The sequence below is a fragment of the Sanguibacteroides sp. AM78-02pH3A genome (assembly GCF_027666085.1).
In the GTDB taxonomy this organism is placed as follows: Bacteria; Bacteroidota; Bacteroidia; order Bacteroidales; family Marinifilaceae; genus Gabonibacter; species Gabonibacter massiliensis.
The window spans coordinates 549,169-574,957 of record NZ_JAQEHX010000001.1; the positions used below are offsets into that span (position 1 = coordinate 549,169).

The 25,789-nt window shown below is 41.8% G+C and carries 19 protein-coding genes and 1 tRNA gene; 5 read left to right on the forward strand and 15 right to left on the reverse strand.

All coding sequences use genetic code 11. The annotated features are described in order from the left end of the window. Positions 1–21: 21 nt before the first annotated feature. From PGR74_RS02370 to PGR74_RS02395, 6 genes are read right to left on the reverse strand one after another with little or no spacing between them, the layout of a single operon-like run. Positions 22–2,199 carry a S46 family peptidase gene (locus PGR74_RS02370; protein ID WP_041503629.1) on the reverse strand — a complete coding sequence of 726 codons (2,178 nt, stop codon included), beginning with the start codon at positions 2,197–2,199 and terminating at the stop codon, positions 22–24. A gap of 31 nt (positions 2,200–2,230) precedes the next feature. Then, positions 2,231–2,812: a Maf family nucleotide pyrophosphatase gene (locus PGR74_RS02375; RefSeq protein WP_041503628.1), complete on the reverse strand. Its 582-nt coding sequence runs from the start codon at positions 2,810–2,812 to the stop codon at positions 2,231–2,233. Positions 2,813–2,814: 2 nt separating this feature from the next. Continuing rightward, entirely contained in the window at positions 2,815–3,759 is a 945-nt protein-coding gene (locus tag PGR74_RS02380; protein ID WP_270516663.1) for a geranylgeranylglycerol-phosphate geranylgeranyltransferase, read from the reverse strand. A gap of 54 nt (positions 3,760–3,813) precedes the next feature. Further along, positions 3,814–4,341: a KdsC family phosphatase gene (locus PGR74_RS02385; protein WP_041503626.1), complete on the reverse strand. Its 528-nt coding sequence runs from the start codon at positions 4,339–4,341 to the stop codon at positions 3,814–3,816. Between the two features lie 12 nt (positions 4,342–4,353). Then, positions 4,354–5,184: a Rossmann-like and DUF2520 domain-containing protein gene (locus PGR74_RS02390; protein WP_041503625.1), complete on the reverse strand. Its 831-nt coding sequence runs from the start codon at positions 5,182–5,184 to the stop codon at positions 4,354–4,356. Continuing rightward, the gene (locus PGR74_RS02395; protein ID WP_041503624.1) at positions 5,181–5,666 is read right to left on the reverse strand and encodes a hypothetical protein; all 486 of its coding nucleotides are present in this window, start codon (positions 5,664–5,666) and stop codon (positions 5,181–5,183) included. The genes PGR74_RS02390 and PGR74_RS02395 overlap by 4 nt, the downstream gene beginning before the upstream one ends. 131 nt (positions 5,667–5,797) lie before the next feature. Between PGR74_RS02395 and PGR74_RS02400 the strand changes: the two genes are divergently transcribed. The 4 genes from PGR74_RS02400 to buk all read left to right on the forward strand — a co-directional run bounded on the left by PGR74_RS02400 (position 5,798) and on the right by buk (position 10,353). Continuing rightward, positions 5,798–6,586: an aminotransferase class IV gene (locus PGR74_RS02400; protein ID WP_052634657.1), complete on the forward strand. Its 789-nt coding sequence runs from the start codon at positions 5,798–5,800 to the stop codon at positions 6,584–6,586. Positions 6,587–6,704: 118 nt separating this feature from the next. Continuing rightward, a complete protein-coding gene (locus PGR74_RS02405) occupies positions 6,705–8,111 on the forward strand; it encodes a serine hydrolase domain-containing protein (protein WP_270516664.1) in 1,407 nt (468 codons plus the stop codon). Next, the gene (locus PGR74_RS02410; RefSeq protein ID WP_082032903.1) at positions 8,044–9,165 is read left to right on the forward strand and encodes a glycerate kinase; all 1,122 of its coding nucleotides are present in this window, start codon (positions 8,044–8,046) and stop codon (positions 9,163–9,165) included. Before PGR74_RS02405 ends, PGR74_RS02410 begins: the two co-directional genes overlap by 68 nt. A 114-nt stretch (positions 9,166–9,279) precedes the next feature. Further along, positions 9,280–10,353, forward strand: a complete 1,074-nt coding sequence (gene buk, locus PGR74_RS02415) for a butyrate kinase (protein WP_041503622.1) — start codon at positions 9,280–9,282, stop codon at positions 10,351–10,353. A gap of 93 nt (positions 10,354–10,446) precedes the next feature. Here the strand turns inward: buk and PGR74_RS02420 are convergent, their stop codons facing one another. The 3 genes from PGR74_RS02420 to ahpC all read right to left on the reverse strand — a co-directional run bounded on the left by PGR74_RS02420 (position 10,447) and on the right by ahpC (position 13,618). After that, positions 10,447–11,259, reverse strand: a complete 813-nt coding sequence (locus PGR74_RS02420; protein ID WP_059027200.1) for a M48 family metallopeptidase — start codon at positions 11,257–11,259, stop codon at positions 10,447–10,449. 158 nt (positions 11,260–11,417) lie between these two features. After that, positions 11,418–12,968: an alkyl hydroperoxide reductase subunit F gene (gene ahpF, locus PGR74_RS02425; RefSeq protein ID WP_041503620.1), complete on the reverse strand. Its 1,551-nt coding sequence runs from the start codon at positions 12,966–12,968 to the stop codon at positions 11,418–11,420. 86 nt (positions 12,969–13,054) lie between these two features. Beyond that, the gene (gene ahpC / locus PGR74_RS02430) at positions 13,055–13,618 is read right to left on the reverse strand and encodes an alkyl hydroperoxide reductase subunit C (protein ID WP_041503619.1); all 564 of its coding nucleotides are present in this window, start codon (positions 13,616–13,618) and stop codon (positions 13,055–13,057) included. 125 nt (positions 13,619–13,743) lie between these two features. Here ahpC and PGR74_RS02435 point away from each other — a divergent pair, with 125 nt between their 5' ends. After that, entirely contained in the window at positions 13,744–14,667 is a 924-nt protein-coding gene (locus PGR74_RS02435; protein ID WP_041503618.1) for a hydrogen peroxide-inducible genes activator, read from the forward strand. A 10-nt stretch (positions 14,668–14,677) separates the two neighbouring features. Here the strand turns inward: PGR74_RS02435 and PGR74_RS02440 are convergent, their stop codons facing one another. The 6 genes from PGR74_RS02440 to PGR74_RS02465 all read right to left on the reverse strand — a co-directional run bounded on the left by PGR74_RS02440 (position 14,678) and on the right by PGR74_RS02465 (position 25,507). Further along, a complete protein-coding gene (locus tag PGR74_RS02440) occupies positions 14,678–15,832 on the reverse strand; it encodes a M20 metallopeptidase family protein (RefSeq protein WP_041503617.1) in 1,155 nt (384 codons plus the stop codon). A gap of 4 nt (positions 15,833–15,836) precedes the next feature. Next, the gene (locus tag PGR74_RS02445) at positions 15,837–17,165 is read right to left on the reverse strand and encodes a nucleobase:cation symporter-2 family protein (protein WP_041503616.1); all 1,329 of its coding nucleotides are present in this window, start codon (positions 17,163–17,165) and stop codon (positions 15,837–15,839) included. A gap of 20 nt (positions 17,166–17,185) precedes the next feature. Beyond that, the gene (xpt, locus tag PGR74_RS02450; protein ID WP_041503615.1) at positions 17,186–17,755 is read right to left on the reverse strand and encodes a xanthine phosphoribosyltransferase; all 570 of its coding nucleotides are present in this window, start codon (positions 17,753–17,755) and stop codon (positions 17,186–17,188) included. 131 nt (positions 17,756–17,886) lie between these two features. Continuing rightward, on the reverse strand, positions 17,887–21,573 hold the full coding sequence (gene purL / locus PGR74_RS02455) for a phosphoribosylformylglycinamidine synthase (RefSeq protein ID WP_041503614.1): 3,687 nt from the start codon (positions 21,571–21,573) through the stop codon (positions 17,887–17,889). A gap of 175 nt (positions 21,574–21,748) precedes the next feature. After that, positions 21,749–25,198 (reverse strand): AAA family ATPase, encoded by a 3,450-nt coding sequence (locus PGR74_RS02460; RefSeq protein ID WP_110688401.1) that lies wholly within the window; start codon positions 25,196–25,198, stop codon positions 21,749–21,751. Between the two features lie 236 nt (positions 25,199–25,434). Then, positions 25,435–25,507: transfer RNA gene (locus tag PGR74_RS02465), tRNA-Gly, on the reverse strand. Positions 25,508–25,789: the final 282 nt, after the last annotated feature.

Below are 25,789 nucleotides of genomic sequence, written 5' to 3' on the forward strand. Positions count from 1 at the left end.
GAGAATATCTCCCGATTTTTTTTAGGGTACAATCTCCATCTCTTCGATCAGATGTTTAGCTCCCGCGTACTTATCGATAATAAATAATACATAACGTATATCTACCGCAATATTTCGGCATATTTCCGGACTGTATTGCATATCGGACATTACCCCTTCCCAAGCCCTGTCGAAATTCAGACCGATCAGATTTCCATCCGCGTTCAACACGGGGCTTCCGGAATTTCCACCTGTCGTATGATTGGTTGCAATAAAGCAAACCGGCATCTCTCCATCCTGAGCATACGAACCGTAATCTTTGGATTCGTACAACTCTTTTAATTTCTGAGGAACATCGTAATCATAGATTGCGGGATTGTTTTTTTCCATAATTCCCTCTAAAGTCGTATAATGCTTATAATACACGGCATCTCCCGGCGTATACCCTGCAACCTTACCATAAGCGATTCGCAAAGTTGAATTGGCATCCGGATAAAACGTTTTATCCGGTTGCATCTCCATTAAACCGGCCATCCATAAGCGATCCAGCGTTATTAATTCATTCTGTATCCGGGTTAATTCCGGTTTTATCTTTTCTTTGACCAACTCCTGAATCCCGTTCATGAATTGATATATCGGATCTTTCTTAATTTTCTGCAAACCCTTAGGCGTCACATGTTTTACAAAATCAAGAAGAGCCTCCCGATGCGTGAATAAGGATTTTTTAAAGATATCCGCCGCATAATGATCGTAACTCTTCTCTCCGTGTTTGATATATTTGGAATTTAATTTGACCATGCCAGGGATCCACTCCTCTCCCAACTCCTCATTATTATACAACCGAAGCATCTCTGCCATGATTTTCTGATCGGTAGCCACATCATAATCTTTATAAAACGCCTCAATCTTTTCCGTAAGTAATTTTTTATACTCCTCTTTGTCGTCAATTTTATCATAAAGATCAAAGAGTTTGGATAAAGAGGATGCCAAACCAACGATTTCGGCACCGCGCAAACCGGCTTCCATGGCATAGGCTCCGGCTAATGCAAAATCCTTTCTTCTCTCGTACAGATCGCGGTAGCGGTCTGTTAATCCGATATATTGCGTTTTCTGTTCGCCACGCGCCCATCGATCGAATAGCTGTTCCAATTTTTTCTTTTGTTCTGCCGTTTTGAAACGTTCCAGTCCTTTAATCTCACCCTGCCACTTTTTCCAGGCATTAGCCACATTCGCGGCTTTGGCGGCATATTTAATACGTAATAATTCATCCGAATTCATAGCGGCATTAATGACATTCAATTTCGCCGTCCGGATTTTTATTTTATGAGGATCTTCTATGTTCGCGATCTGTTCGATAGCATACGAGGTTAAGTATTCCTGCGTAGTTCCCGGATAACCGAAAACCATGGTAAAATCACCTTCCTTTACTCCTCCTGTTGAAATCTTAAAATATTTGGCCGGAGTATAGGGTATGTTATCTTGTGAATAATCGGCCGGTTCGTTGTCTTTTCCGGCATATATCCGTAAAACGGAAAAATCCCCCGTATGGCGAGGCCATACCCAATTATCCGTGTCTCCTCCGAACTTACCTATTGCAGAAGCCGGAGCTCCCACCAAGCGTACATCCCGATAGATTTTAAATACCGACAAAAAATATTGGTTCCCGTTGAAATAAGGTTTAATATTAGCTTTCAAATTCGTTCCTTTTACCGCTTCCGACTCTAATCTCCGGGCTGTTTGCGTAACGGCTTCGATTCTCTCTTCTTCTGTCATTCCGGGTTTTACGGCCGCATTGATTTTATCCGTAACGTCTTCCATTCGCACCAGGATAGAAGCCGTAATCTTGGGATTGGCCAATTCCGCTTTTTTATCCTGCGCCCAAAAACCATCTTTCAAGTAATTGTGTTCCAGACTGGAATGAGCCTGAATCATTCCAAAAGAGCAATGGTGGTTCGTAATAACGAGTCCTTCGTTACTCACTATTTCCCCCGTACAAAAGTGATGGAACGGTGAATCTTCCCGCCCCAAACCGATAACTGCATCTTTCAAGGAGGCGTGATTAATATCGTAAATATCTTCCGCGGTAAGTTTAAAACCGGCTTTTTGCATATCTTCGATATTATACTTCTTTAATAACATAGGAATCCACATTCCCTCGTCTGCCATACTGGGCAGGGCCAATAGGACAAAGGCCAAAAAACATACTGTAATTTTTCTCATATATAACGATTTAAAATGATTTTTATCGAATTTACCAATCCAGATTCTTTAAGGTCTCGTAAAGCTTCTGCGTAGGTAACCCCATTACATTATAGAACGATCCTTCTACTCTCTCAATCCCGATATACCCGATCCACTCCTGAATACCGTAGGCTCCCGCCTTATCATAAGGTTGAAACGTATCCACGTAAAATATGATCTCTTCATCCGATAGAGTGTTGAAATAGACGTTCGTAAAAACCGAGAACGAGTGTTGTCGCATCGTCGTGGTCAAAGTAACACCTGTTACAACCACGTGTCGACGTCCGGATAATTCCTTCAACATACGGATGGCCATATCCCGATTTTGAGGCTTACCAATAATTTTGTCATGGAGGCATACCACCGTGTCTGCAGTAACCAATAATTCATTCTTTTCCAATTCATGTCGAAAAGCTTCCGCTTTCAAACGGGAAAGAAATTCCGGTACCCGCGTAACAGGTATACCCTCCGGATATTTTTCTTCGATGTTTTTCGTCCGGACCTCAAACGTGAATCCGGCATCCCTCATTAATTGCTGTCTCCGGGGGGAAGACGACGCCAAAATCAATTTATAATTGTTAATAATATCCATGTTCACGCTACACTATTAAAGAAGTATTGTAACAACAAGCTAAATCCCACACACAGAACCATAATAAGGCGTATCAAATAGAATTGAAATTTTTTACGATCATCCCTTAAAACCGAATAGACATAGAACAAATAGGGTATGAATAGACCAACTGCAAAATATCCTAATACGACCCACGAATGTGAAAATTCTATGGCATAAAGTACGAACATGGATACAATGCACCAGCATACGAGAATAGAGATAAAAATTTTAGTCTTTCTGATTCCCAATTTTACCGGAAAAGTCATCACTCCGTCATCCCGGTCTCCCTCTATACTGTATATATCTTTATTGACTTCATAAATCCACATGTTGAAAAAAAGAAAATAAGAGAACCATCCCGTCCAATACAATACGGCATTGAAGTTTATTCCCGTTTTTGCGATAACATCCGAATAAGTATGAGTCAAAAGAGGGATTTCAAACAATACCGCGGACAACGGAATGCAACCGGCCAAAAAAGCCACGATCAGATTTCCCCAAACAAAACGTTTTTTATAGCGTGAAGAGTAGAACCAAAGCAAAAGCGAAACGGCCAAAAATAAAATCCCGAATTCCCAATGGCCGACTCGTTCTCCCATGTAAAATGCAATGACAACGGCTACTATATTTAAAAAAGTATGCAAGATGATAGCCATACGCCTGCTTATCGTTTTTCCGACAATAATCTCCCGGTTTCCCGAAAGTCGGTCTGTCTTCGTGTCAAAATAGTCATTGATCACGTACGCTGCTGAAACAAGGCAACAGACAGAAACTACAAGGAACGAAAAATCTCCATCCGACAACTGCAAGGAAAATCCTCCCTGCGCCAAGATCGGTACGATAACGAAGTAACGCATTGCATACATGGTAAAAGCAGCAAAGGCAATTGTTCGTAAACGGATTAATTTAAAAATTTCCAACATCTATAAATTCTTGTAGTTAAACGCTAAGATCGTTACTGACTTTCGCCCATTTTATTACATGCACTTTACATAACATTGCGTATCCATCCACTCCCCTTTGGCCTTCAATACTTGAGATACTACATCCCTCACACAACCCAATCCCCCGGGGATATCGGAAATATAACGGGAAATCGACTTTATTTCTTCACAGGCATCAGCGGGACATACAGGTATACCGACTTGAGTCATTACGTTGTAATCCGGTATATCATCCCCCATATACATCACCTCTTCCCTTTTCAAACAATACTTTTGTAGAAATTCGTCCAATGCCTCCACCTTATTCGCGATACCGAGATAAATATCCTGAATACCCAGTTTTTGAAAACGTTCCCTTATTCCGGGAGCGCACCCTCCCGATATAATACATACCGGATAGCCTTTTTTGATACAATACATCATGGCATAGCCGTCTTTTGTACACGATGTCCTTACCAATTCCCCTTCAGGGGTAATATTCATCTCGTGACGGGAAAAAACACCATCCACATCAAAGGCAAATGCCTTTATCGTTTTAAGTTCTTCTTTAAAAAAATTCATATTATTCATTTTTTACCAAAGTGTTGGCATATCCGCTATTTCATCTTGCTTCGTCGGATTATCCTCTTTCGTCTGACTCTCTTTAATCATTTCCGACAATAAAGCATACAGCTTTAATAAATTTTTATTCTCTTTCAACATACTCTTATGCCCGTTCAGGATAGATTCATCTCCCCGTTTAGCCGGTCCGGTTTGAGCCTCCATAGGAGTCATTAACATGACTTTGTGTGCCGTTTCGAAGATCAAAGGCCGTAAGACCGAAAAAGGCAACCCACTATTTTCCAACATTTTTTCAGCTATATGATACAAGTAATTAGGAAAATTACAAGCAAAAACGGCTGCCAAGTGTAGCTCTTTACGCTGATCCGAATGGACGGGATATATATTATCCGATAAATCAGTTGCCAACTCCCTTATTCTCTCCATTGCAACAGGAGAATTCCCTTCTATACACAGGGGAATTTCCTTGAAATTCAAATCTCTTCCTTTAGAAAAAGTCTGAACAGGATAAATAACCCCGTATTGCTTCGAAAAAGGTTTGAGAATCTCCATAGGAAGACTTCCTGACGTATGCAGTAAGAGTGCATCATCATGTATTCTAATTGACTTCAAAAGAGGATGTAACACGTCGTCACTTACACAAAAAAAATATATATCCCCATCCGGATAAATTTGTGAAAGATCAGATGTATAAGAGATACCTGTTTTGCGACCTAATTCTCTTGCGGATTCGATGGTACGGCTGTATATCTGACATAAATTAGCTCCCGCTTTCAATAAAGCGGCGGCTAAATGATGTGCCACGTTACCGGCCCCGACTAATATGATTTTATCTTGTCTCATTCCTGATATCCTATATTTTTCGGTTTTATTTTCCCCGTTTTCAACGCCTCGCAAAGACGATCGACAGCTTTGCAAATATCTTCATAAAAAAACTCAGAAATCAATACCAACTTTCCCTCCGTAACCTCCAAATGCTTATATCCATTTTTATTTTCATTCCGGTTTATTAGCAGTAAATCTCCCCCAGGAATAAAGGTATGAGTCATTTGGTTGCGTAGTTTATCGTACAAGTAATAATTCTCATTTAACAAACGGTAGCGTCCTCCGAACAATTTTGTAACACCGGAGGCAAATCTTTTAGCAGACTGCCCTTTAGCCTTCATCGGTTTCGTATCCAAAAAACTTCCCAGCACCTCAACAGCTTGTCCCATAATAACAAACTGCATATACGATAATTCAAGTTCCACTACCTTCGAGAGCTCTTTTATCATGACATTCCGCAAGAAATATTCTATCCGATTGATTTGTTCGCTTGTTTCCATAATTCCAGCCAAAATTAAGGCAAATAATTGAAAGTTGAAAATGGATGCAAGAGAATATAAAGTTTAAGAACTTTAACGATCACTTATTCGTTTTATCCTGTAACTTTGCGTCAGGTTAAATGAATACGAATATGATGCTATACAATAACGTTCCTATAGAGAAACGGTCGTTTTCCGAGGATATTTTAAACACGGGACTAAGCCTTTACGAAGTATGCAGGGTTTTTAGAGGAAGTGTCATTTTTCTCGAAGACAATCTCTTAAGACTGGAGAATTCCATACGTAAATCGAACGTAAATATCGATATCCATGCGCTCCATATAAAAGACAAACTGGACCACTTAATTCGTTTGGAAGGGATCAAAGAGGGTAATCTTAAATATGTCCTACACATCACTTCCGACGCGATTGACGAATACATATATCAGATCCGGCACTCCTATCCTACAGAAGAAGCTTATCGCTCGGGAGTTGATACGATTACTTATCATGCCATGAGGGATAACGCCGAAATAAAATACATTAATCCTCACTTGCGCGAAACGACCAACGAACTCATTCGTTCGCATGGAGTTTACGAAATCTTACTGATAGATCAGGACGAATGTATCACGGAAGGATCTCGTTCCAACGTATTTTTTATACGCGACAACATTTTTTATACAACTCCTGTACCTTATGTTTTACCGGGTACAAGCAGAAAACGGGTACTTGAGATTTGCCGGCAAGAAAATTTCCCTGTCGTGGAAAAACGCGTGTCCTGTGCGGACTTGGAAAACTACGACACCGCTTTTATTACAGGAACTTCTCCTCTCGTATTACCGATACGTAAAATCGATCACCTGTTTTTCAATCCCGCACACCCCTTATTGAGAAAAGTCATGGAACGCTATTTTTCATTATTAACTTTAAATTTTTAACCTGATTTCACATGCTTTACTTTGAATAAGAATATCTTTTTCTTAATATTGCGAACGTATTGTATACTTCTGTTATCTAAAGAAATACAATGCGTTTTTTTATTACGAAACAGAGCCTATGAAATATATTATAAGTTTGATCATTTTATCAGGTGTTCTTTTGTTCAGGCCTTGGAATATCAACCGTACTCAGGCCGATATGATGGAAACGACAGAAGAGCGGCCTATGGAAGATACCCTTATACCTATTCACGATATCATTCATAATTATTATTCCGATTTATCCGAAACAAAACGTTTAGATGCAACTATCGAACGATTTATGAATCAATGGGAAATAAAAGGAGCCTCTTTGGCTATAATGAAGGATGGAAAATTGATTTACAGCAAGGGATACGGGTATGCCGACGAGGAATCTCAGACCAAGGTTGATGTGAGTCATATCTTTAGAATCGCTTCTATTTCTAAATTAATTACGGCAACCGGTATTATGAAGCTGGTAGAAAGTGATAAATTATCCTTAGAAGATAAAGTTTTCGGAGAAAACGGAATATTGAACGATACCGTATACCAAGCGATCAGGGACAAGCGGGTGAAGGAGATAACGGTAGAACAGTTGCTGCGACACAAAGGAGGATTCTCTTTAAGGTACGGAGATCCCATGTTTCATCCGGTAGAAATTGCTAAAAAAATGGGCGTTCCCCCTCCTGCCGATTTGAATACGATAATCAGGTTTGTATTATCAAAGCGTTTAGGATTCCGTCCGGGGACCAGTACTTGCTACTCGAATGTAGGATACGGGATTCTTTCCAAAGTAATTGAAAAGATAAGCGGACAATCTTATGAAAAATACATTCAGGACAGCATACTGATCCCTGCCGGCTGTTTCGATATGCACCTGGGTAACAATTTACGCGAAAGGCGCTACCCGAACGAAGTAAAATACTACGAACCCACCAACGCCGAATTAGTACGGGCATGCGATGGAAGGGATACATTGGTACTTCGATCCAACGGGGGAAATAATATCGAAGAACTTTACGGCGCCGGAGGATGGGTAGCTTCTCCGACCGAGTTACTACGATTCCTGTCCGCGATAGACGGAAATGACAATTATCCCGATGTATTAACTCCCGAAAGCGTCAAGACGATGACGGCCAATATTTACAATGCCCTGCCGATCGGCTGGATGAACACGAATTCCAGAGGTGATTGGTGGAGGTCAGGGACCTTAGCCGGAACGAGTGCTATGATGAAACATCAAAAAGACGGTTTCAGTTGGGTTTTCATTACGAATACAAGCAGTTGGACCGGAAGTAAATTCCCGAACAAAATAGAACGGATGATGCATCAGGCTCTAAACCGGGTAAAATCCTGGCCCGAACGGGATCTTTTTGATCCGGAATATTGTAAAACGATAGAAAACTCTCAAGAATTATTAGCAAACGAACCCGCTCATGAACCCCTTTCCTCCAAAAATTCTCTTAGCACCCAACGCCTTCAAGGGAAGTCTCTCAGCTTTTGAAGCGTGTCATATCCTTTCAACATCTCTAAAGAGAAACGGAATTGAAACGATATCTCTACCCATGGGGGACGGAGGAGATGGAACTGCCGCCGTATTAGCTTATTATTATAAAGCTCGGCCCATAGAAACCGTGACATGTGACGCGTTGGGACGAACCCGGAAAGCTATTTACTACGTTGACGGAGATACTGCTATCATCGAGTTAGCCGAAAGTTGCGGGATAAAACACTTGAAAAGAGAAGAATACGATATTTTAAATACGAATACGGCGGGGTTCGGAATAATGATCCGTAACGCAATAGAGTGCGGTTTTAAAAAATTAATTCTTTGTATAGGAGGAAGTGCCAGTGTGGACGGAGGAATGGGAGCTTTACGGGAAATAGGTTTGTCCATAGAAAAAAAATCAGATACATACAGGAACGATATTATTGATATGAAGGACATTCATACCGATTATATACAAAATAGATTTAAGGATATAGAGTGTACCGTCTTATGTGATGTGGATAATCCGATAACAGGAGAACAGGGAGCTGCTTTCATGTTCGGTCCCCAAAAAGGGGCGTCTTCGGAACAGGTCATTTTATTGAATGAAAAGCTTCATAATCTGACCTGCTTGTTAGAATCCAAAACCCGGAAGTCGTTACATACCCTGAAACACGGAGGTGCTGCCGGAGGGATTGCTTTGTCTTTTTGTTCTTTGTTGAATGCTAAATTAGTATCCGGTTCCACTTTTTGTATAGAACTTGCTCGACTAAGGGATTATCTCTCTTCTGTCCAAGCAGTAATAACAGGAGAAGGTAAAATAGACGTACAATCTCTGCACGGAAAAATTCCCGGATCCATTTCCGACCTATGTCGTGAAAATCATAAAACGGTATATGCTATTGCCGGAATGACAGACCATCGACTTCTCTCCTCTTTCGACCAGGTCTTCACATTGCTATCTCATGCTTCTTCCGTGGAGGACTCTATCATAAATGCAAAAGAATATCTAAAAATCATTGCCCAGGAAATCTCGGATGTATTTTACGCTTCCATCTATTCCATGTAACCTCTGCAAAATAAATTATCACTTTTCCTTTGACATTTGCTTACAATTTATAAATTTTGCAGCTTCAAAACAGACAATCATAAATAATTATCTAATAACAAAAACTTATAATTTATGTCTTATAAAATTCTTGCGATTAATCCGGGGTCAACTTCCACGAAAATTGCTATTTACGAGGATGAGAATGAGCTATTCGTGAAAAATATCAAGCATTCATCCGAAGAAATCGCCCGTTTTGAGACCGTTGCTTCTCAATTCCAATTCAGAAAAGAGATCATTTTAACCGAATTGAAAAATGCCGGGTTCGATATCAACGAGATCCATGCAATCGTTGGCCGGGGAGGATTGGTTAAGCCTATAGAATCGGGAGTGTATGAAGTAAACGATGCCCTTATAACCGATTTAAACAACCCTCCTCTCGGAGAACATGCATCCAACCTGGGCGGATTGATTGCTCACGATATCGCCCGCTCTTTAAATAACGGAGCCAAAGCCTATATCGCGGATCCGGTCGTTGTGGATGAAATGGAAGAAGTTGCCCGTCTCACCGGACATCCCGCATTCCGAAGAGTCTCCATTTTCCATGCATTGAATCAAAAAGCAATTGCAAGAACTTATGCCAAAGAGATTGGGAAAAAATACGAAGATATCAATCTGATTATTGCCCATTTGGGAGGAGGCGTTTCCGTCGGAGCACATAGACGGGGACGAGTAATTGACGTAAACAACGCTTTGGACGGAGACGGACCGTTTTCTCCGGAACGTTCCGGTACCTTGCCTACCGGACAATTGATAAAAATGTGCTTCAGCGGAGAAAAGACTCAAGCCGAGATAAAAAAGATGATCAAAGGTGAAGGCGGATTAGTAGCTTATTTAGGAACTAACGATGCTTATGAAGTAGAGCTGAAAGCGAAAGAAGACCCGCAATGGAAACTGGTTCAGGACGCAATGTCATATCAGGTGGGTAAAGCTATTGGAGAGATGGCTGCCGTTTTGAAAGGTGACGTGGATGGCATTCTGTTAACCGGAGGAATCGCACATAACCCCTTTCTGGTTGCTTATGTAAAAGAGATGGTCGAATTCATCGCCCCGCTAAAGGTATACCCCGGAGAAGACGAAATGCGTGCTTTGGCCATGAATGGCCTGATGGTTATCCGCGGAGAACTTACCGGAAAAATCTACCAATAAGAGTCGGTCTTTAAAAGAGGAAAAGGCTCTAGTCAGTATAAAAAAAATGAGAAGCGCTTTGCTGCGCTTCTCATTTTTTATCGATTCATTCATTTATTTATTTTCAGTCGTATCGACAGGCTTCTGAATACCTTCAGTCGTCGTGCGTTCTTCCATACGCTTTATGCGTGAATCCAAATCGGGATGAGTAGAAAATAACTGGTTCAGTTTACTGTTTTTTTTCGCTCCAGCCTCTTCCTGCATTTGTTTCAATCTATGAAACGAAAGAGCCATCGCCCATGGATTTTTCCCGGCCTTCTTCAAAAATTCATAACCGTAATCATCCGCATCGCGTTCCTGTTTTTGCGAGTAATTGGCTTGCACCAAAGCTTCACCGAGATCACCTAACTGCGAATCGGTCAATGCGGCAACTTTTCCGCCTTGAGACGACACTCCGTCTTTTAAAGCGGAAGTCAACAATGCCGTACGAAAAGCTTTCTTCGAGTCCTTATGGGCCACATGTCCCACCTCGTGTCCAATCACACCCAACAACTCCTCGTCACTCATAATATCCATTAACGAAGAAAAGACGCGTACGCTACCATCCGCACAAGCAAAAGCGTTAACGTCAATCACATAGTACACTTTAAAATTCAAAGGAATACCCTCCACCTCCTTCAATCCTTCCGTCAGTTTCTTCAGTCGAATAGTATAAGGATCATCATCGGCACATACCTGATTGTGCTTATCCATCCAATCGATATACTCCTTTACATACGCGGCCATTTGTTCGTCAGTCAGCGTAACCGCCTGCACCGCTTTCGATGCCCCGCTCACTGCTTTTTTAAGTTTTAACTGCGCCATTACAGGCATCACGAATGTTGTACACATGAGTACAACCGCACATTTCACAAAGAATCTTATCATCATATTTTAGCATAAAAAATTACGCGGCAAATAAAATAAAAAAAATCCATACCAGATAACAGTTAAGCGACTTTTTTAGACTTTCTGCAAGTCATAAAATTCCTCGGAAATCTTTGGTTCCGAGGAATCTTTTGTAAGAGTCTTTCTCTCTGTTTTGATCAGACGACTCCCCGTATACGATCTTCAAAGGCCGTAAGAGCAGCTTTTGCTCCCTCACCCATCGCAATGATAATTTGCTTGAAAGGCACGGAAGATACATCTCCTGCGGCATAAACTCCTGGAACATTCGTCCGGCAATAACTATCTATGACAATCTCGCCTCCGCGGTTCGTATCCAAATATTCCCTAAACGGGAGCGTATTGGGAGCTAAACCGATCTGCACAAAGATACCATCCAATTCAACGATACGTTCTTCCCCCGTTCGATGATCTTTTACGCGAATCCCAGTCACCTTCTCTCCATTTCCAATCACCTCCGTGGTTTGAGAACCGGTGAAAATATCGATATTAGGCATACTTTTAGCCTTCTCTTGTAATACCTTATCGGCTTTCAATTCATCCAGAAATTCAAATACAATCACGTTCGAGCAGATTCCAGCCAGGTCTATTGCAGCTTCGATCCCCGAATTTCCTCCCCCGACAACCGCCACTCGTTTTCCTTTATAAAAAGGACCGTCACAATGCGGGCAAAACGCTACGCCGCGTCCAATGTACTCTTCTTCTCCCGGTACATTCAATTTACGCCAACTTGCTCCCGTGGCAATAATAACTGCATCCGCCATGAATTTTTCCCCACCGGATACCGTTAATTGTCTTTTACTTTCTTGTATCTCTATTTTCTCTATTTTTCTATGCTCGAACAAATCGATAGGATAACGATTCATATGAGTCCTCAAATTATCGGCTAACCGATCTCCCGTGGTTTCGGGAATGGATATTAAATTCTCTATCCCTACAGTTTCTTTCACCTGCCCCCCTATCCTTTCAGCGATGACCGCGACACTCAATCCTTTACGAGCCGAATAAATGGCGGCAGAACATCCGGCCGGTCCTCCTCCAACAACTACAACGTCGTATTCTTTAGCAGGTATCTCCCGAACGTTTTCGATTTTCCCGTACCGAACTTCCAATTTATCCAATAAAGTCCCGAAATCACCCCTTCCGACATGCAATAACTGCCCGTCCGCAAAAACGGCAGGAACTCCCTGAATCCTCAATGCATCTATCTCTTGGGGATAAATAGCTCCATCCACCATTTCATGTCGAATCGCACCGTTTAACGTGGTCATTGCATTCAATGCCTGTACGATATCGGGGCAATTGGTACAGGTTAAAGAGACATAAGTCGTCAAATGTATGGGACCTTTTAAAACTTTTACACGGTCACATATTCCTTTATCCGGAAAATTTTTCCCTTTTCCGTCCAAATTCAATATCGCCAGCAATAAAGAAGAAAACTCGTGTCCGTTAGGAACCGCCCTGAATTTTATACCGGTCATTTTGCCGTTTTTCAGTAAAACAAAGGATAAACCTTCTCCCTCTCCTACTCGACAGGAAATTTTCTCGGAACAGGAAGATACGTCTTCCAATAGTTCCAATAATTCCGCACGACTTCCATGTTCCGGCGAAACAGAAATATCGAAAAGGTATTCTGCCTCCAACGGGCTAAATATTGTATATAATTGTTCTTTTAATTCAGAATCTAACATCTTGTTTTATTTGTTTTTAGTGGTTTCCTGACGAAGAAATAGGGTCGAGATAAAGTTTCCCGACCCCGTTTTCCTCTCAATTTATCTTAAATCTTTCCGACCAAGTCAATACTCGGTTTCAACGTTTCTTCTCCTTTTTTCCACTTGGCAGGACAAACTTCATCCCCATGTGCCGCGACAAATTGAAGAGCCTGAAGACGACGGAACAATTCTTCCGCATTACGTCCCACATTACCGGCCAATACCTCGTAAGAAACGATTTTCCCCTCCGGATTGACGATAAAAGTACCCCTCTCTGCCATTCCGTCGCTCTCGATCATAACATCAAAACTGCGGGCAAGCATTCCTGTCGGATCAGCCAACATGGGATATTGTATTTTCTGAATGGTTTTTGAGGTGTCATGCCATGCTTTATGAACAAAATGAGTATCACAGGATACGGAATAAATTTCACAACCTGCCTGTTTAAAATCTTCATATTTATTCGCCAAATCCTCTAATTCCGTAGGACACACGAATGTAAAATCGGCCGGATAAAAGAAAATCACGGACCACTTGCCCAGGACATCCGCTTTACCGATTGTTTTAAACTCTTTATTTACATAGGCTTGAACCTTAAAATCTACAATCTCTTTTCCAATTAGTGACATAATCTTCATTTTTAATTTATACTGTTTATCTATCTGTTCTTATTAGTTCGATACAAAAATATTCTGAATATTTTCATCAATCAAACAGATATTATTTATATTTGTATCTATAAAATCTATATACAATGACAATACAACAGATGGAATACATTGTGGCGGTCAATAAATACCGTCATTTTGTGACAGCTTCGGAAAAATGCGGAGTAACCCAACCGACCCTGAGTATGATGATTCAGAAGTTGGAAGAGGAGTTGGAGATTAAAATATTCGACAGGACCAAGCATCCCATAGAACCAACTAATATGGGGCTACGGATCATCAGGCAGGCCGAAGCTTCTCTATTCGAAATCCGAAAAATCAAAGAGATGGTCATTGCCGAGACCGAATCTCTTTCCGGAAATTTGCAGATAGGCATTATTCCAACAGTTGCCCCTTATCTTGTTCCTGAATTTATTACTTTTTTTAAACTCGAATACCCGACAGTAGACCTCTCTATCTCGGAGATGAGAACCGATAATCTCGTTCACCATCTTCACGACGGATTGATAGATATCGTTATTGCTTCTACTCCATTGAATAGACCTGATTTTTATGAGATACCGCTCTATTATGAACAGTTCGTGGCTTATTTCGCCCCGGAAAATCAACAAAAAGATCAGGTTCTAACAGCGGAAAATTTGCCGGGAGAAAATCTTTGGGTGCTACAAGAAGGCCATTGCATCCGGAATCAAATTTTTAATCTATGTTCTCAAACGGCCAGTTACAACCACATTTACGAAGCAGGAAGTATAGACACATTAATCCGGATCGTAGATAAAAACGGCGGGTATACCTTGATTCCGGAATTACACCTGCCGTTTTTGACGGAAGAACAGAAAAAAAATATCAGATCCATCGCATCTCCTCCTGCCGTGAGGGAAATCTCAATTATCATACGGAAAGATTACGTTAAAGAAAGAATGATAAATGCCGTTGCGGACACGGTGAAAAAAATCATTCCTTCGTCTATGCTTGACGACCGATTAAAAAAATTCTCCATAAAGTTGTAACTCTCAAAGTTTATCGGTTATTCAGAAAGGTCAAACAATTCTTGACCAGCAAGTCTATTCCTATGGATATTGCTTTTTCATCGGGGGCTAACCGGGGGCTATGCAAGGGCGGCATAGATTCGGAATCTTCCGGGCAAACACCCAATACCCATAACACGCCCGGTATTTTTTCCAAATAGATAGCGAAATCCTCTCCCAATGTCAGGGGATCCATCTCGATTACATTCTCTGAACCGACAAGATCGGAAGCATTTTTCCGGAGCAAACGGGTAAGCTGTTCGTCATTCACGAGTACGGGAAGTCCATTCCAAGTATTATCCATTCTAAAAGAACACCCGTAAAGTCCGCAGATAGCACGGGACTTTTCTTCTATCAACTCGAAGATTCGATGGCGTAAAACGTTATCGTGCGTGCGAACGGTTCCCAAAACATCGACCCGGTCCGGAATGACATTATTACAGGTTCCACCGTGAACAGAGGTAATTGAAAGAACCGCCGGAATAAAGGGATTCCTGAATTTAGTTATTAAAGTTTGATAAAACTGTATCAGATGAGCAACGGCCAGTATCGGATCCGATCCCATTTGCGGCATGGCAGCATGCGTTCCCTTGCCTTCCACTGAAAAAATAATATTATCCGAAGAAGCAAAAAAAGCTCCGGCACGTATACCGATACGACCGGTTTTCAATCCCGGAAAAATATGTTGAGCAAAAATCGCCTGCGGCACAGGGTCCTTTACGACTTCCGGTAAAAGCAAACGAGCTCCTCCCGGCCGTTTCTCTTCGCTCGGCTGAAAAAGTATTTTAACCGTCCCGTTCAACTCTTTCTCTCTCCTTTTCAAAAAAAGGAGAGCCCCCAAAACCATGGCCATATGCATATCATGTCCGCAAGCATGCATCATTCCCTCCTTTTCAGAACAATATTCCAATCCGGTCTCTTCTTCTATCTTCAACGCATCCATATCGGCCCGTAGGGCAACACAACGCTTCCCTCTGCCCACATAAGCAATAATACCCGTACCGATCTCCTGATAGTCAATATGATGATCCTCCAGTATCCCTGTTATATATTTTTGCGTATTGAATTCCTGCATGGCAAATTCCGGATGCCGGTGGAAATAACGCCTGTACTCTATGGCCAACGAATAAATATCTTCTGTCTTCATTTTATCATTCTTTAATTCGAATCAACGCGTTTGATACAATAGCTGTCACCCCTCCGGCCGTAATTCCGGAAGAAAAAATGTTCTTTATCGTGTCCGGAAAATACATTAAAATTTCAGGAAGCAACTCCACACTCAATCCTAAAGAAAAACTGAGAGCCATTACCAAGGTCGCTTTGCGATCGATATTCTGAGAAGCTATAATTCGTATGCCGGCCGCGGCCACCGTTCCGAACATCAATAAAGTAGCTCCTCCTAAAACCGGTTCCGGCATCAAGGAAAATACCAACCCTACGGCCGGAAAAAGTCCCAGAAGTATTAAAAAGGCAGCAATATAATACCCTACATAGCGACTGGCAACTCCCGTCAATTGTATCATTCCGTTGTTTTGAGCAAATATTGAATTAGGAAAAGAATTGAATACGCTTGCCATGAAAGAATTAAATCCATCGGCCATAATACCTCCGGAAACCCGTCTTATAAACTTGTCTCCCTCCACGGGTTCTCCGGATATCATGGAATTAGCCGTGATGTCTCCGTATGCCTCGATAGCGGTAATAGTATAAATTAGTCCTACAGCAATAAAGGAAGACCACTCGAAAGATAATCCGTACTTGAAGGGAAGGGGAATATGGACACCACCGTAATTCCGGACAGAAGAAAAATCAATCATCCCCATAAAATAAGCTACAACATACCCGGCACCCAAACCGATAACGATAGAACTCATCCGAAGGTATTTATTCCCGCTCCGGTTAAAGAAAATAATCAATACCAGAACAAAGGCCGCCAGTTCCAAATGCTCGAAACTACCAAATGTTCCGTCGGCTTTAGCCAAAGCCCCTCCACCACAAGCCGTAATCCCCACTTTAATCAAACTCATGCCGATCAATGTAACAACTATTCCGGAGACAAGGGGAGTAATTATCTTTCTGGCATATTTCAATAGCCGACTAATCAACATCTCGACAAAAGAACCAGCCATACAAACCCCGAAGATCAAAGGCAATCCTCCCGTTAATCCGGTAGAGATAATCGGACCGATAAAAGAAAAACTCGTTCCTTGTATACACAGCAACCCCGTTCCTATACAACCTATTCGTTTGCATTGAATAAATGTGGATATTCCTGATGCAAAAAGAGCCATGGAGACTAAAAATGCAGTAGTTTCCACATCCAAATTCAACGCCCCGGCTATTATAAGGGGTGGTGTCACTATGGCGACAAAAATAGCCAATAAATGCTGTAATGCGGCAAAAAAAGCCTCTTTAAAAGGCGGCCGATCCTCAATTCCATAGATCAAGGCTGAACGCTCCTGCTTGTTTTCCATGTCCATACCTCCTCTAATTACCGTATTTATTCCCGTATTTCAATCCGGCAGTTATCCAAACTATCGATGATCGCCAAGGATTCAACAAGGATATTCCTATTTCTTAACAAATCTCCCCCGTGCTGAAATGCCTTCTCTATGATAAATCCCATCCCGACTAACTCTGCTCCAGCTTGCTCTATCAAATCAATGATACCGTTAGCGGCATTGCCATTGGCTAAAAAATCGTCGATAAAAAGAATCCGGTCTCCTTTACCTAAAAAATCTCTACTGATACACACGTTATACTCCCTGTCTTTCGTAAAGGAACGAACCGTTGTCGAAATCGTATTTTCCATCGTTTTGGGCTGCTTTTTCTTAGCGAATACGACCGGTAGCTCTAATAGATACCCGACCATGATTGCCGGAGCTATTCCGCTGGCTTCAATCGTCATTACCTTGTTGAAATTCAGGTTGGCAAACCGACGAACAAACTCAACCCCGATAGATTTCATCAAGATGGGATCCATTTGATGATTTATAAAACTATCCACTTTTAAGATACCTCCTTCAAAACATCTACCATCCTGCAGAATCCTTCTTTTTAGTAACTCCATAGGTCTTTATATTTATCTATTTCACACTCCCTGCAAAAGTATAAAAATCTCTTGTGATACGATCCGTTCTTTTCAAATTATAAAAAAGCAGCCATAAGAATGGCTGCTTTTTTATATAACAATAACAATGTTTATTTCTGTGCTTCTATCCATTTTTTAGCATTCACGAATGCTTCGATCCACGGACTCACTTCATCCTCTTTCCGATCTTCCGGATAATACGCCCAGTTCCAAGGAGCCATAGAGCGTTCCAAATGAGGCATTATCGCCAAGTGACGACCATCCTTGCTGCAAATAGCCGCCGTTGCCAGAGGAGAACCGTTCGGATTAGCCGGATAGCGGTCGTAACTATACCTGACAGGAATATGATACTCCTCCTGTTCATAAGGTAAATAGAATTTCCCTTCTCCATGAGCGATCCAAATTCCCAGACGAGATCCCGCTAACGTTTTCAACATAATTGAATCATTCTCCACGATATCCACGTTTACGAAAGCTGATTCAAACTTATGGGAATCGTTATGCAGCATCTTAACTTTCTTCTCTTGCTCCGGATAAACCAAATCCAACTCCACCATTAATTGGCATCCATTACAAACACCCAGACTCAAGGTATCCTCCCGCTTATAAAAATTCTCTAAAGCGACACGCGCTTTTTCATTGTATTTAAACGCACCGGCCCATCCTTTTGCCGAACCTAAAACATCCGAATTGGAGAATCCTCCCACAAAAACAATCATATTCACGTCTTCCAGATTTTCCCGACCGGAAATCAAATCCGTCATGTGAACATCCTTAACATCGAATCCTGCTAAATACAGCCCCCAAGCCATCTCCCGATCGCATTGGCACCCTTTTTCGCGAAGAATAGCAGCTTTTATACCCGAAGGAGTCGAACGATTCGAATCCAACCCCAACGCGGCTAATTTTCCAGTAAAAGAAGAGGGGAATCGATATTTCAATTCATTCTGCTTGTAATTTTTATACCTCTCCAATGCCAACTCAACTCCGCTTTGACGACGATCTAAAAGATAAGAGGTTTTAAACCACAAATCCCTTAAAGAACGAATATCCAGGTTCCACCGCGCACTATCCTTTTTAATCGTCAAACGGCCGCTCTGAGACAATCCCCCAAGGAAATTATAGGCAACGCCGGCCTCATCCAAAATCCGGGCCACCTGTTTACAATCCTTTACCTGTATCAATACTCCCGGATTTTCAGCGAATAAAATTTTCACGATATCCTTTTCAGCCAAATAAGAAAAATCGATATCCAGTCCCAAACGATTGTCGGCAAAACACATCTCCAACAAAGCCGTGATCATCCCCCCGGCCGAAATATCATGACCGGCCAATACATACCCCTCTTCTACCAATTGTTGCAAAACGGTGAAAACATTTGCAAAATATTCCGCGTCTTTAACATCCGGAGCATCCTTTCCGACCTTATCCAATACCTGAGCAAAGCTGGATCCGCCCAATTTCAATTTATCGAATGAAAAATCAATATATACGATTTCTGTTTGCGGGTCGACTTTTAAAACAGGAGAAACTATTTTTTTTATATCCTTCACCTCTCCAACCGTAGAGATAATGACGGTCCCCGGGGCATAGACTTTTTTGTCTCCGTATTTCTGTGTCATGGAAAGAGAATCCTTTCCCGTGGGAATATTTATACCTAATTGGATGGCAAATTCACTCGCAGCCTCTACCGCTCCGTATAAACGAGCGTCTTCGCCCGGATTTTTACAGGGCCACATCCAGTTAGCAGATAAAGATATTCCACGTAACCCTTGCTCTATGGGTGCCCAAACCAAATTAGTCAACGCTTCCGCTATGGCCAAACGCGAGCCCTTTGTCGGATCGATCATAGCAGCAACCGGGGCATGACCAATAGAGGTGGCTATCCCTTTCTCTCCCTTATAATCCAAAGCGATAGCCCCCAGATCATTCAACGGTAATTGCAAAGGTCCGGCACATTGCTGAAAAGCGATACGACCGGTCACTGAACGGTCTACTTTGTTGGTCAACCAATCTTTACAAGCTACCGCTTCTATCTGCAACACTTGTTCGATATACTCTTCGATCTTATTTATATCATAATCGACCTCCGTGAAATGTTCCTTCACGTTTTTATCCTCCATAATTGTTTTCGGCGGATTCCCGAACATATCTTTCATCTCCAGATCTATAGGCTTTTCTCCTGTCTCGGCATCAATAAAGGTAAAACGGTGGTCTCCCGTAGCCTCACCGATTACATACATCGGGGCTCTTTCCCGGTCTGCAACGCGCTGTAAAGTAGCAACATCTTTCTCTTTCATCACCAATCCCATACGCTCCTGAGACTCGTTCCCCACGATCTCTTTGTCGGAAAGAGTCGGATCTCCCACGGGCAATTTTTCCAAGTGAATCAATCCCCCTGTCTCTTCCACCAACTCCGACAAACAATTCAAATGTCCGCCAGCACCGTGATCGTGAATGGATACGATCGGATTTTCATCGCATTCCGCCATCGCCCGGATCGCATTACATACTCGTTTTTGCATCTCCGGATTGGAACGTTGCACGGCATTCAACTCTATTGCACCGGCATAAACCCCCGTATCCACGGAAGAAACGGCTCCCCCTCCCATACCAATCCGGTAATTGTCTCCTCCTAATAATATAACTTGATCTCCTACTTCCGGAGTATGTTTCATGGCCTGTCTGCGGTTTCCGAAACCGATACCGCCCGCTTGCATAATTACTTTATCGTAACCGTATGTTTTGTCATTCTCCTCATGTTCAAACGTCAACAAGGAACCCACGATCAAAGGCTGACCGAATTTATTTCCAAAATCCGATGCCCCGTTGGAAGCTTTTATTAAGATATCCTCCGGTGTTTGGTAAAGCCACTTCCGCGGATCGATTTTCTCTTCCCAAGGACGATCTGCCTCCAAACGCGGGTAAGAGGTCATGTATACGGCCGTACCGGCAATAGGAAGAGCAGCCTGTCCCCCGGCAATTCGATCCCGTATCTCTCCTCCTGTTCCCGTGGCAGCCCCGTTAAACGGTTCCACTGTAGTCGGAAAATTATGGGTTTCCGCCTTCAAGGATATTACCGTATCGATCTCTTTCGTTTCGAAAAAGTCCGGTTTATCCTGCGTACGAGGTGCGAATTGAATCACATGCGGACCTTCCAAAAAGGCACAATTGTCTTTATAAGCTGACACGATCCGATTCGGATTGGTCTTTGAAGTCTTTTTTATCATCGAAAAAAGAGATTCTTCTTTAGTCTCTCCATCGATAATAAATGTTCCGTTAAAGATTTTATGACGGCAATGCTCCGAGTTTACCTGAGAAAAACCGAATACCTCCGAATCCGTCAAATTTCGTTTTAACTTTTTACTTAAGTTTTCCAAATAAACAACCTCCTCCTCGTTCAACGCGAGCCCCTCTTGTTGATTATAAGCTCGTATATCTTCGATATAAACGATGGGATCCGGTTTCTTATCGATCGTAAAAACAGATTGATCCAATCCTGCATAAAATGCCTGAAGCATAGGATCGTATGTTGCTTTCTCATTACTACGAGCAAACTCTTCAATCCTTAGGATCCCCGATATTCCCATATTTTGAGTGATCTCTACAGCGTTAGTACTCCAAGGAGTTACCATTTCCCGGCGAGGACCCACGAAATATCCTTCCATCGCCTCTTCTCGAACTCTCTTTGCCCCGCTGAATAACCATTCTAATTTACTAACATCCAAAGGATTTTCTGAATCTTGGTAGTGAACGGCATACACCGTTTCATCTTTTTGGTAGAAAACTATTGCCATGCGTTATATCTGTTTATTTTGAATTCCACGTTTCACCCGCGAATATAATAAAAAACGAGGGATCTTTCCCTAAAAACAGGATTCGAACATAAAATAAAACAGAATTAACGGAATGACGAAAATGCCTATAACCTTTACCAAAGAGTATTGTATGCAACAATCTATTTATTCGAACTTACATTTTATATCCGATCGTATTCCGCTCCCTGACCATACTGGCAAGGAATTCCGGAGTGAATTGTTCCACATCGTGTTTAGTTATCGAATACATTTTGCCTTTGTTCTCTTTAAGACCGGTTTTAGCTACCCGTTGAATCCTATTTCGAATCATCATCTCAGCTACCAATTTGATCAGGCGAGCACTGGCGTGATTTTTTTTCTTATTGTCGACCAAATGGGAAATAAATGAAACGATTTGCTGTTGAGCCGTACGAGTCATTTTGGATTTTTCGGTAGCCAGATCCCGCTTCAATATTTCCAACAACTCCTCTTTCGTATAATCCTCAAACACCAAAACATTAATCATATCGGAAACTTTTTCCACGTCATCGTTCAACATGATTCGCGGAGGATTCTGCTTGGCGTATATAATCGTGTAAGCCCCCGGTTTTTCCGCCAATTGATTAACCAATAGGGCACGTACCCTCTCTTTCACTCCCGGAACATCATTCAAACGACTGGAATCTTCATCGAAGAAGAAAAGCCCACCTTTCGATTGAATCAGCGCATTGCCTATATTCTGCATGGCTTCTTCGTCTGTTTGTCCGATCAGCTTCTCTACCCGGAAACGTTTTACCTCCTCTTTGTCAATAATTCCCATAGCCTTATATAGACGGGCTATGATTCGAGCTACCGTCCCTTTGCCCATACCGGAATTACCTGTAAAACACCATTGTAAGGAGAGACGGGTATTTAATTTTACTCCTTGTCGGTTGTAATGTCGGGCCAAATCCACAAAATCGTGAATTTGTTTTTTTAATTTAGCCTGACCAACCATATGATCCAGATCCTTCAAAGCAGCTGCAATCTCTTTTTCATCGAACCGATCCTTGTAGGAATTGGGTAATTGAGAAGTTATATCGGGGATATCAATCTCCATCAAGGTAGTAATCTCCTTCCGGGTCAATTCCCGTTCTTTTCGGATTTTCATCGTTCGTGATGAAAGATTTCGTATAGCCTGATCTACCATCTTTTCCACGAAAAGAGCGTTTCCAAAATGTTTATCGTGTTCATCGTATACCTTAGATACTAACTTCTTAAAAGCCTCTTTGGCTTTGGGGTGTAAACTATAATTTTTTTCTTTCACTTTCTGAACGGCAATCTCCAGCAACTCTTCAGGCGTGTAGTCTTCAAAATAGAATGAATAGGGAAAAAGCAATTTCAACTTTGGGTTAGCAGTCAGAATTTTTTCCATCTCTTCGGAATCTCCCCCCAATATGACCACGGTATCACCGTTCTCGGTTTCGGATAATTGATTTAAAATCATGCCTAAAGCCGTCATACCCGTTACCTCCTGAAACAAAGTATGAGCATTCTCAAGATAAAGAATCCCCCCTCGAGCTTGTTCATAAATATAGAATGCCATTTGCTGGGGAGATACACTTCCGTCTCCGATCAATTCCCCCCGAGTTCTTACCGTTACCGCAGAACTTTCCAACACTCCCGCCGTATTGAAAATTTCCCCCAACATTTGAGCGACCGTAATTTTTCCGGTACCGGGATTACCCGTAAAAATCATGTTCAGCGGAGGAAGAACATCCGTAAATCCGTGTCTTTGCCTTTCCCGGATAAAATAGACATAATTTATATAGTTAATCATGCTGTTTTTCAATTTGTCAGATCCGATCATTTCATTCAATTTCTTCAATGAGTCTTCCGGACTCGGTTGCTCGCAAGCATCGATATCCTCCTCCCGAATCAACATCATCTCGTCCTTCGTGTAACTACCGGAACGATTAGCCATCAAACGTTTAGCCAATTTCGATGCGGCCGAAGCCAAACGATCTTCTAAAAAATGCCCGTTTTCAAATCCTTCATTTTTAAACGTACAATAATCATTTAAAAGCTTGGCAAATTTCTCTTCCGCTTTTGGAGTAAATTTATATTGACGTAAGGTTAACATCCGATGCGTAATCTCCATAAGTTCATCCGGAGAATAATCTTCAAAAACCAATCGAGTGGGGAAACAACGTTTCATGTCGGGAATTCCCTCCGCTATGGCCAATAATTCATTCTTATTGCCGGCCAATATAACCAACACACGAGGGGATTCGTTATCCAGAATATTCAATAATATATTCCATATTCGAATGGCCGGATCATTCGGATTATTCGTCGGATAGAGCTCGTCCGCATCTTCTATCAACAATATACCGCCTTCGCTCTTGGACAAGGCGTCCCGAATCAACTCTTCTTCTGCCGTTTGTCCGGGATTTGTTAAATGTTCCCGACGGTACCGGTGCAACTCACCGTTGCTTAATATGCCCTCTTTATAAAATATTTTTCCTATAAGTCGGGCTACCGTACTCTTCCCCGTTCCCGGATTGCCCATAAACAACATATGCATGGGAGGAAACTCATCATCAAATCCGTTCTCTTGTCTCATTTTTACAAATTCGACCAACTCGTTCACCCGGGTAATCTCCTCTTTTACGTTCCTCAACCCTACCAATTGATATAGTTGCTCTAAAGCATCTTCCTTTTCCATCCATTTTTCATCATTTCCCGGATGAACCGTATCGGTACGCTCCATGGATGCGACCTCTTCGTTAAAACGATACGGTACATCTTCCGTCCCTATTTCAAAATCCAATACGAGTACGACCTGATCAAAACAAAGTAATTCCACCGTATAACTTCCCGTTTCCCAAAAATGCTCCAATTTTCCACCTAAATCCACGGCAAAACAGAGCAATCGTTTTCCCTTCGAATCGGATACGTAATACTTTCCTTTAACCATCCGGGTTGCTTTCGTCATTCCATTATGATCCATAATGTTAACGAGAAATTCATAGGTCCAATCCTCTTTCAAACGATTTTCCGCCACAAGATAAAAACGTACGTCTTGCAGGTTATTTCCGTTCAACATGCGAAAAGAGTGGGGACGTTCCGTGTTGGGATCTTCCTCGCAACACTTATCAAATCCGGCATCAACAACCTTAAAATAATCCGCCACATCAGCATGAGCCTCCAGCAAATGAATCTCATCCGATAAAGCGGCCATTCCGTTGACCACCACCTGTACCCGGTATACCCCCTCCCGGAAAACAAACCCATTCAGATCCGCTAAAACAAACGAAACAGAATAGTTAAAGACATTCATATCTTTAGGAATAACCACTACCTCCTCTTTCTTGGCCACCATAACTGGATTATCTTCATCCATAAAGAATAAACCGACAACAACCGAAGCATTCCATGAACTTTCATCATAGCGTTTGTTTATCCATTCCGTATCGATATAAAATGCCTCCACTTCATTTGAACGATAGACCGTACGGTAACGTTTATGTCCCGTATAATCAATGATATTACGATTACTTATCCGGATACTTTTAAACTTAAACTCGTCTTCAGGATTTGCTTTCTTACCTCTGTTTTTTACAGTATTTTTTTTGTCGGCCATATCGTTTTACATTTTGGATTTTCACTATATGGTTTCATTGGATCCATACCGGATGAATCCGTTACACCAACTTCTCCAAAAATAATTTTATTTTCGTCCAAAAACAATTCTTTCCTATTTTAATTAATTCGCTATTTTATAATATATTAAAAAACAGAAAGATGAGTATTTTTATCGATTACAGCTCCCGACTTTTACATAAAATAAAAGCGGTGATGAAACATCACCGCCTATCGAGCGAAAAACGGGACTCGAACCCGCGACCCCAACCTTGGGAAGGTTGTGCTCTACCAACTGAGCTACTTTCGCATTATCATCAAACAACGTTTTGGCATCTTCAAACCTACCCAAGGTTGCCTCTATACGCTTAGCTTCCGGGGGGAAGGTTGTGCTCTACCGACCGAGCTACTCGCATACTTTTTTAAGAACAGGACAAAGGTATATAATTAATTCCAACACGCAAATTTTTATTTTAAATTTTTATACAAAAAAGTACCGGACAGCCTACCCTGTCCCTCCATTCGACGGAAGGAGATGTCAATTTTCCCATCAATAACTAAATAAATATGTTTTCTTGTTTTTAATTCACAA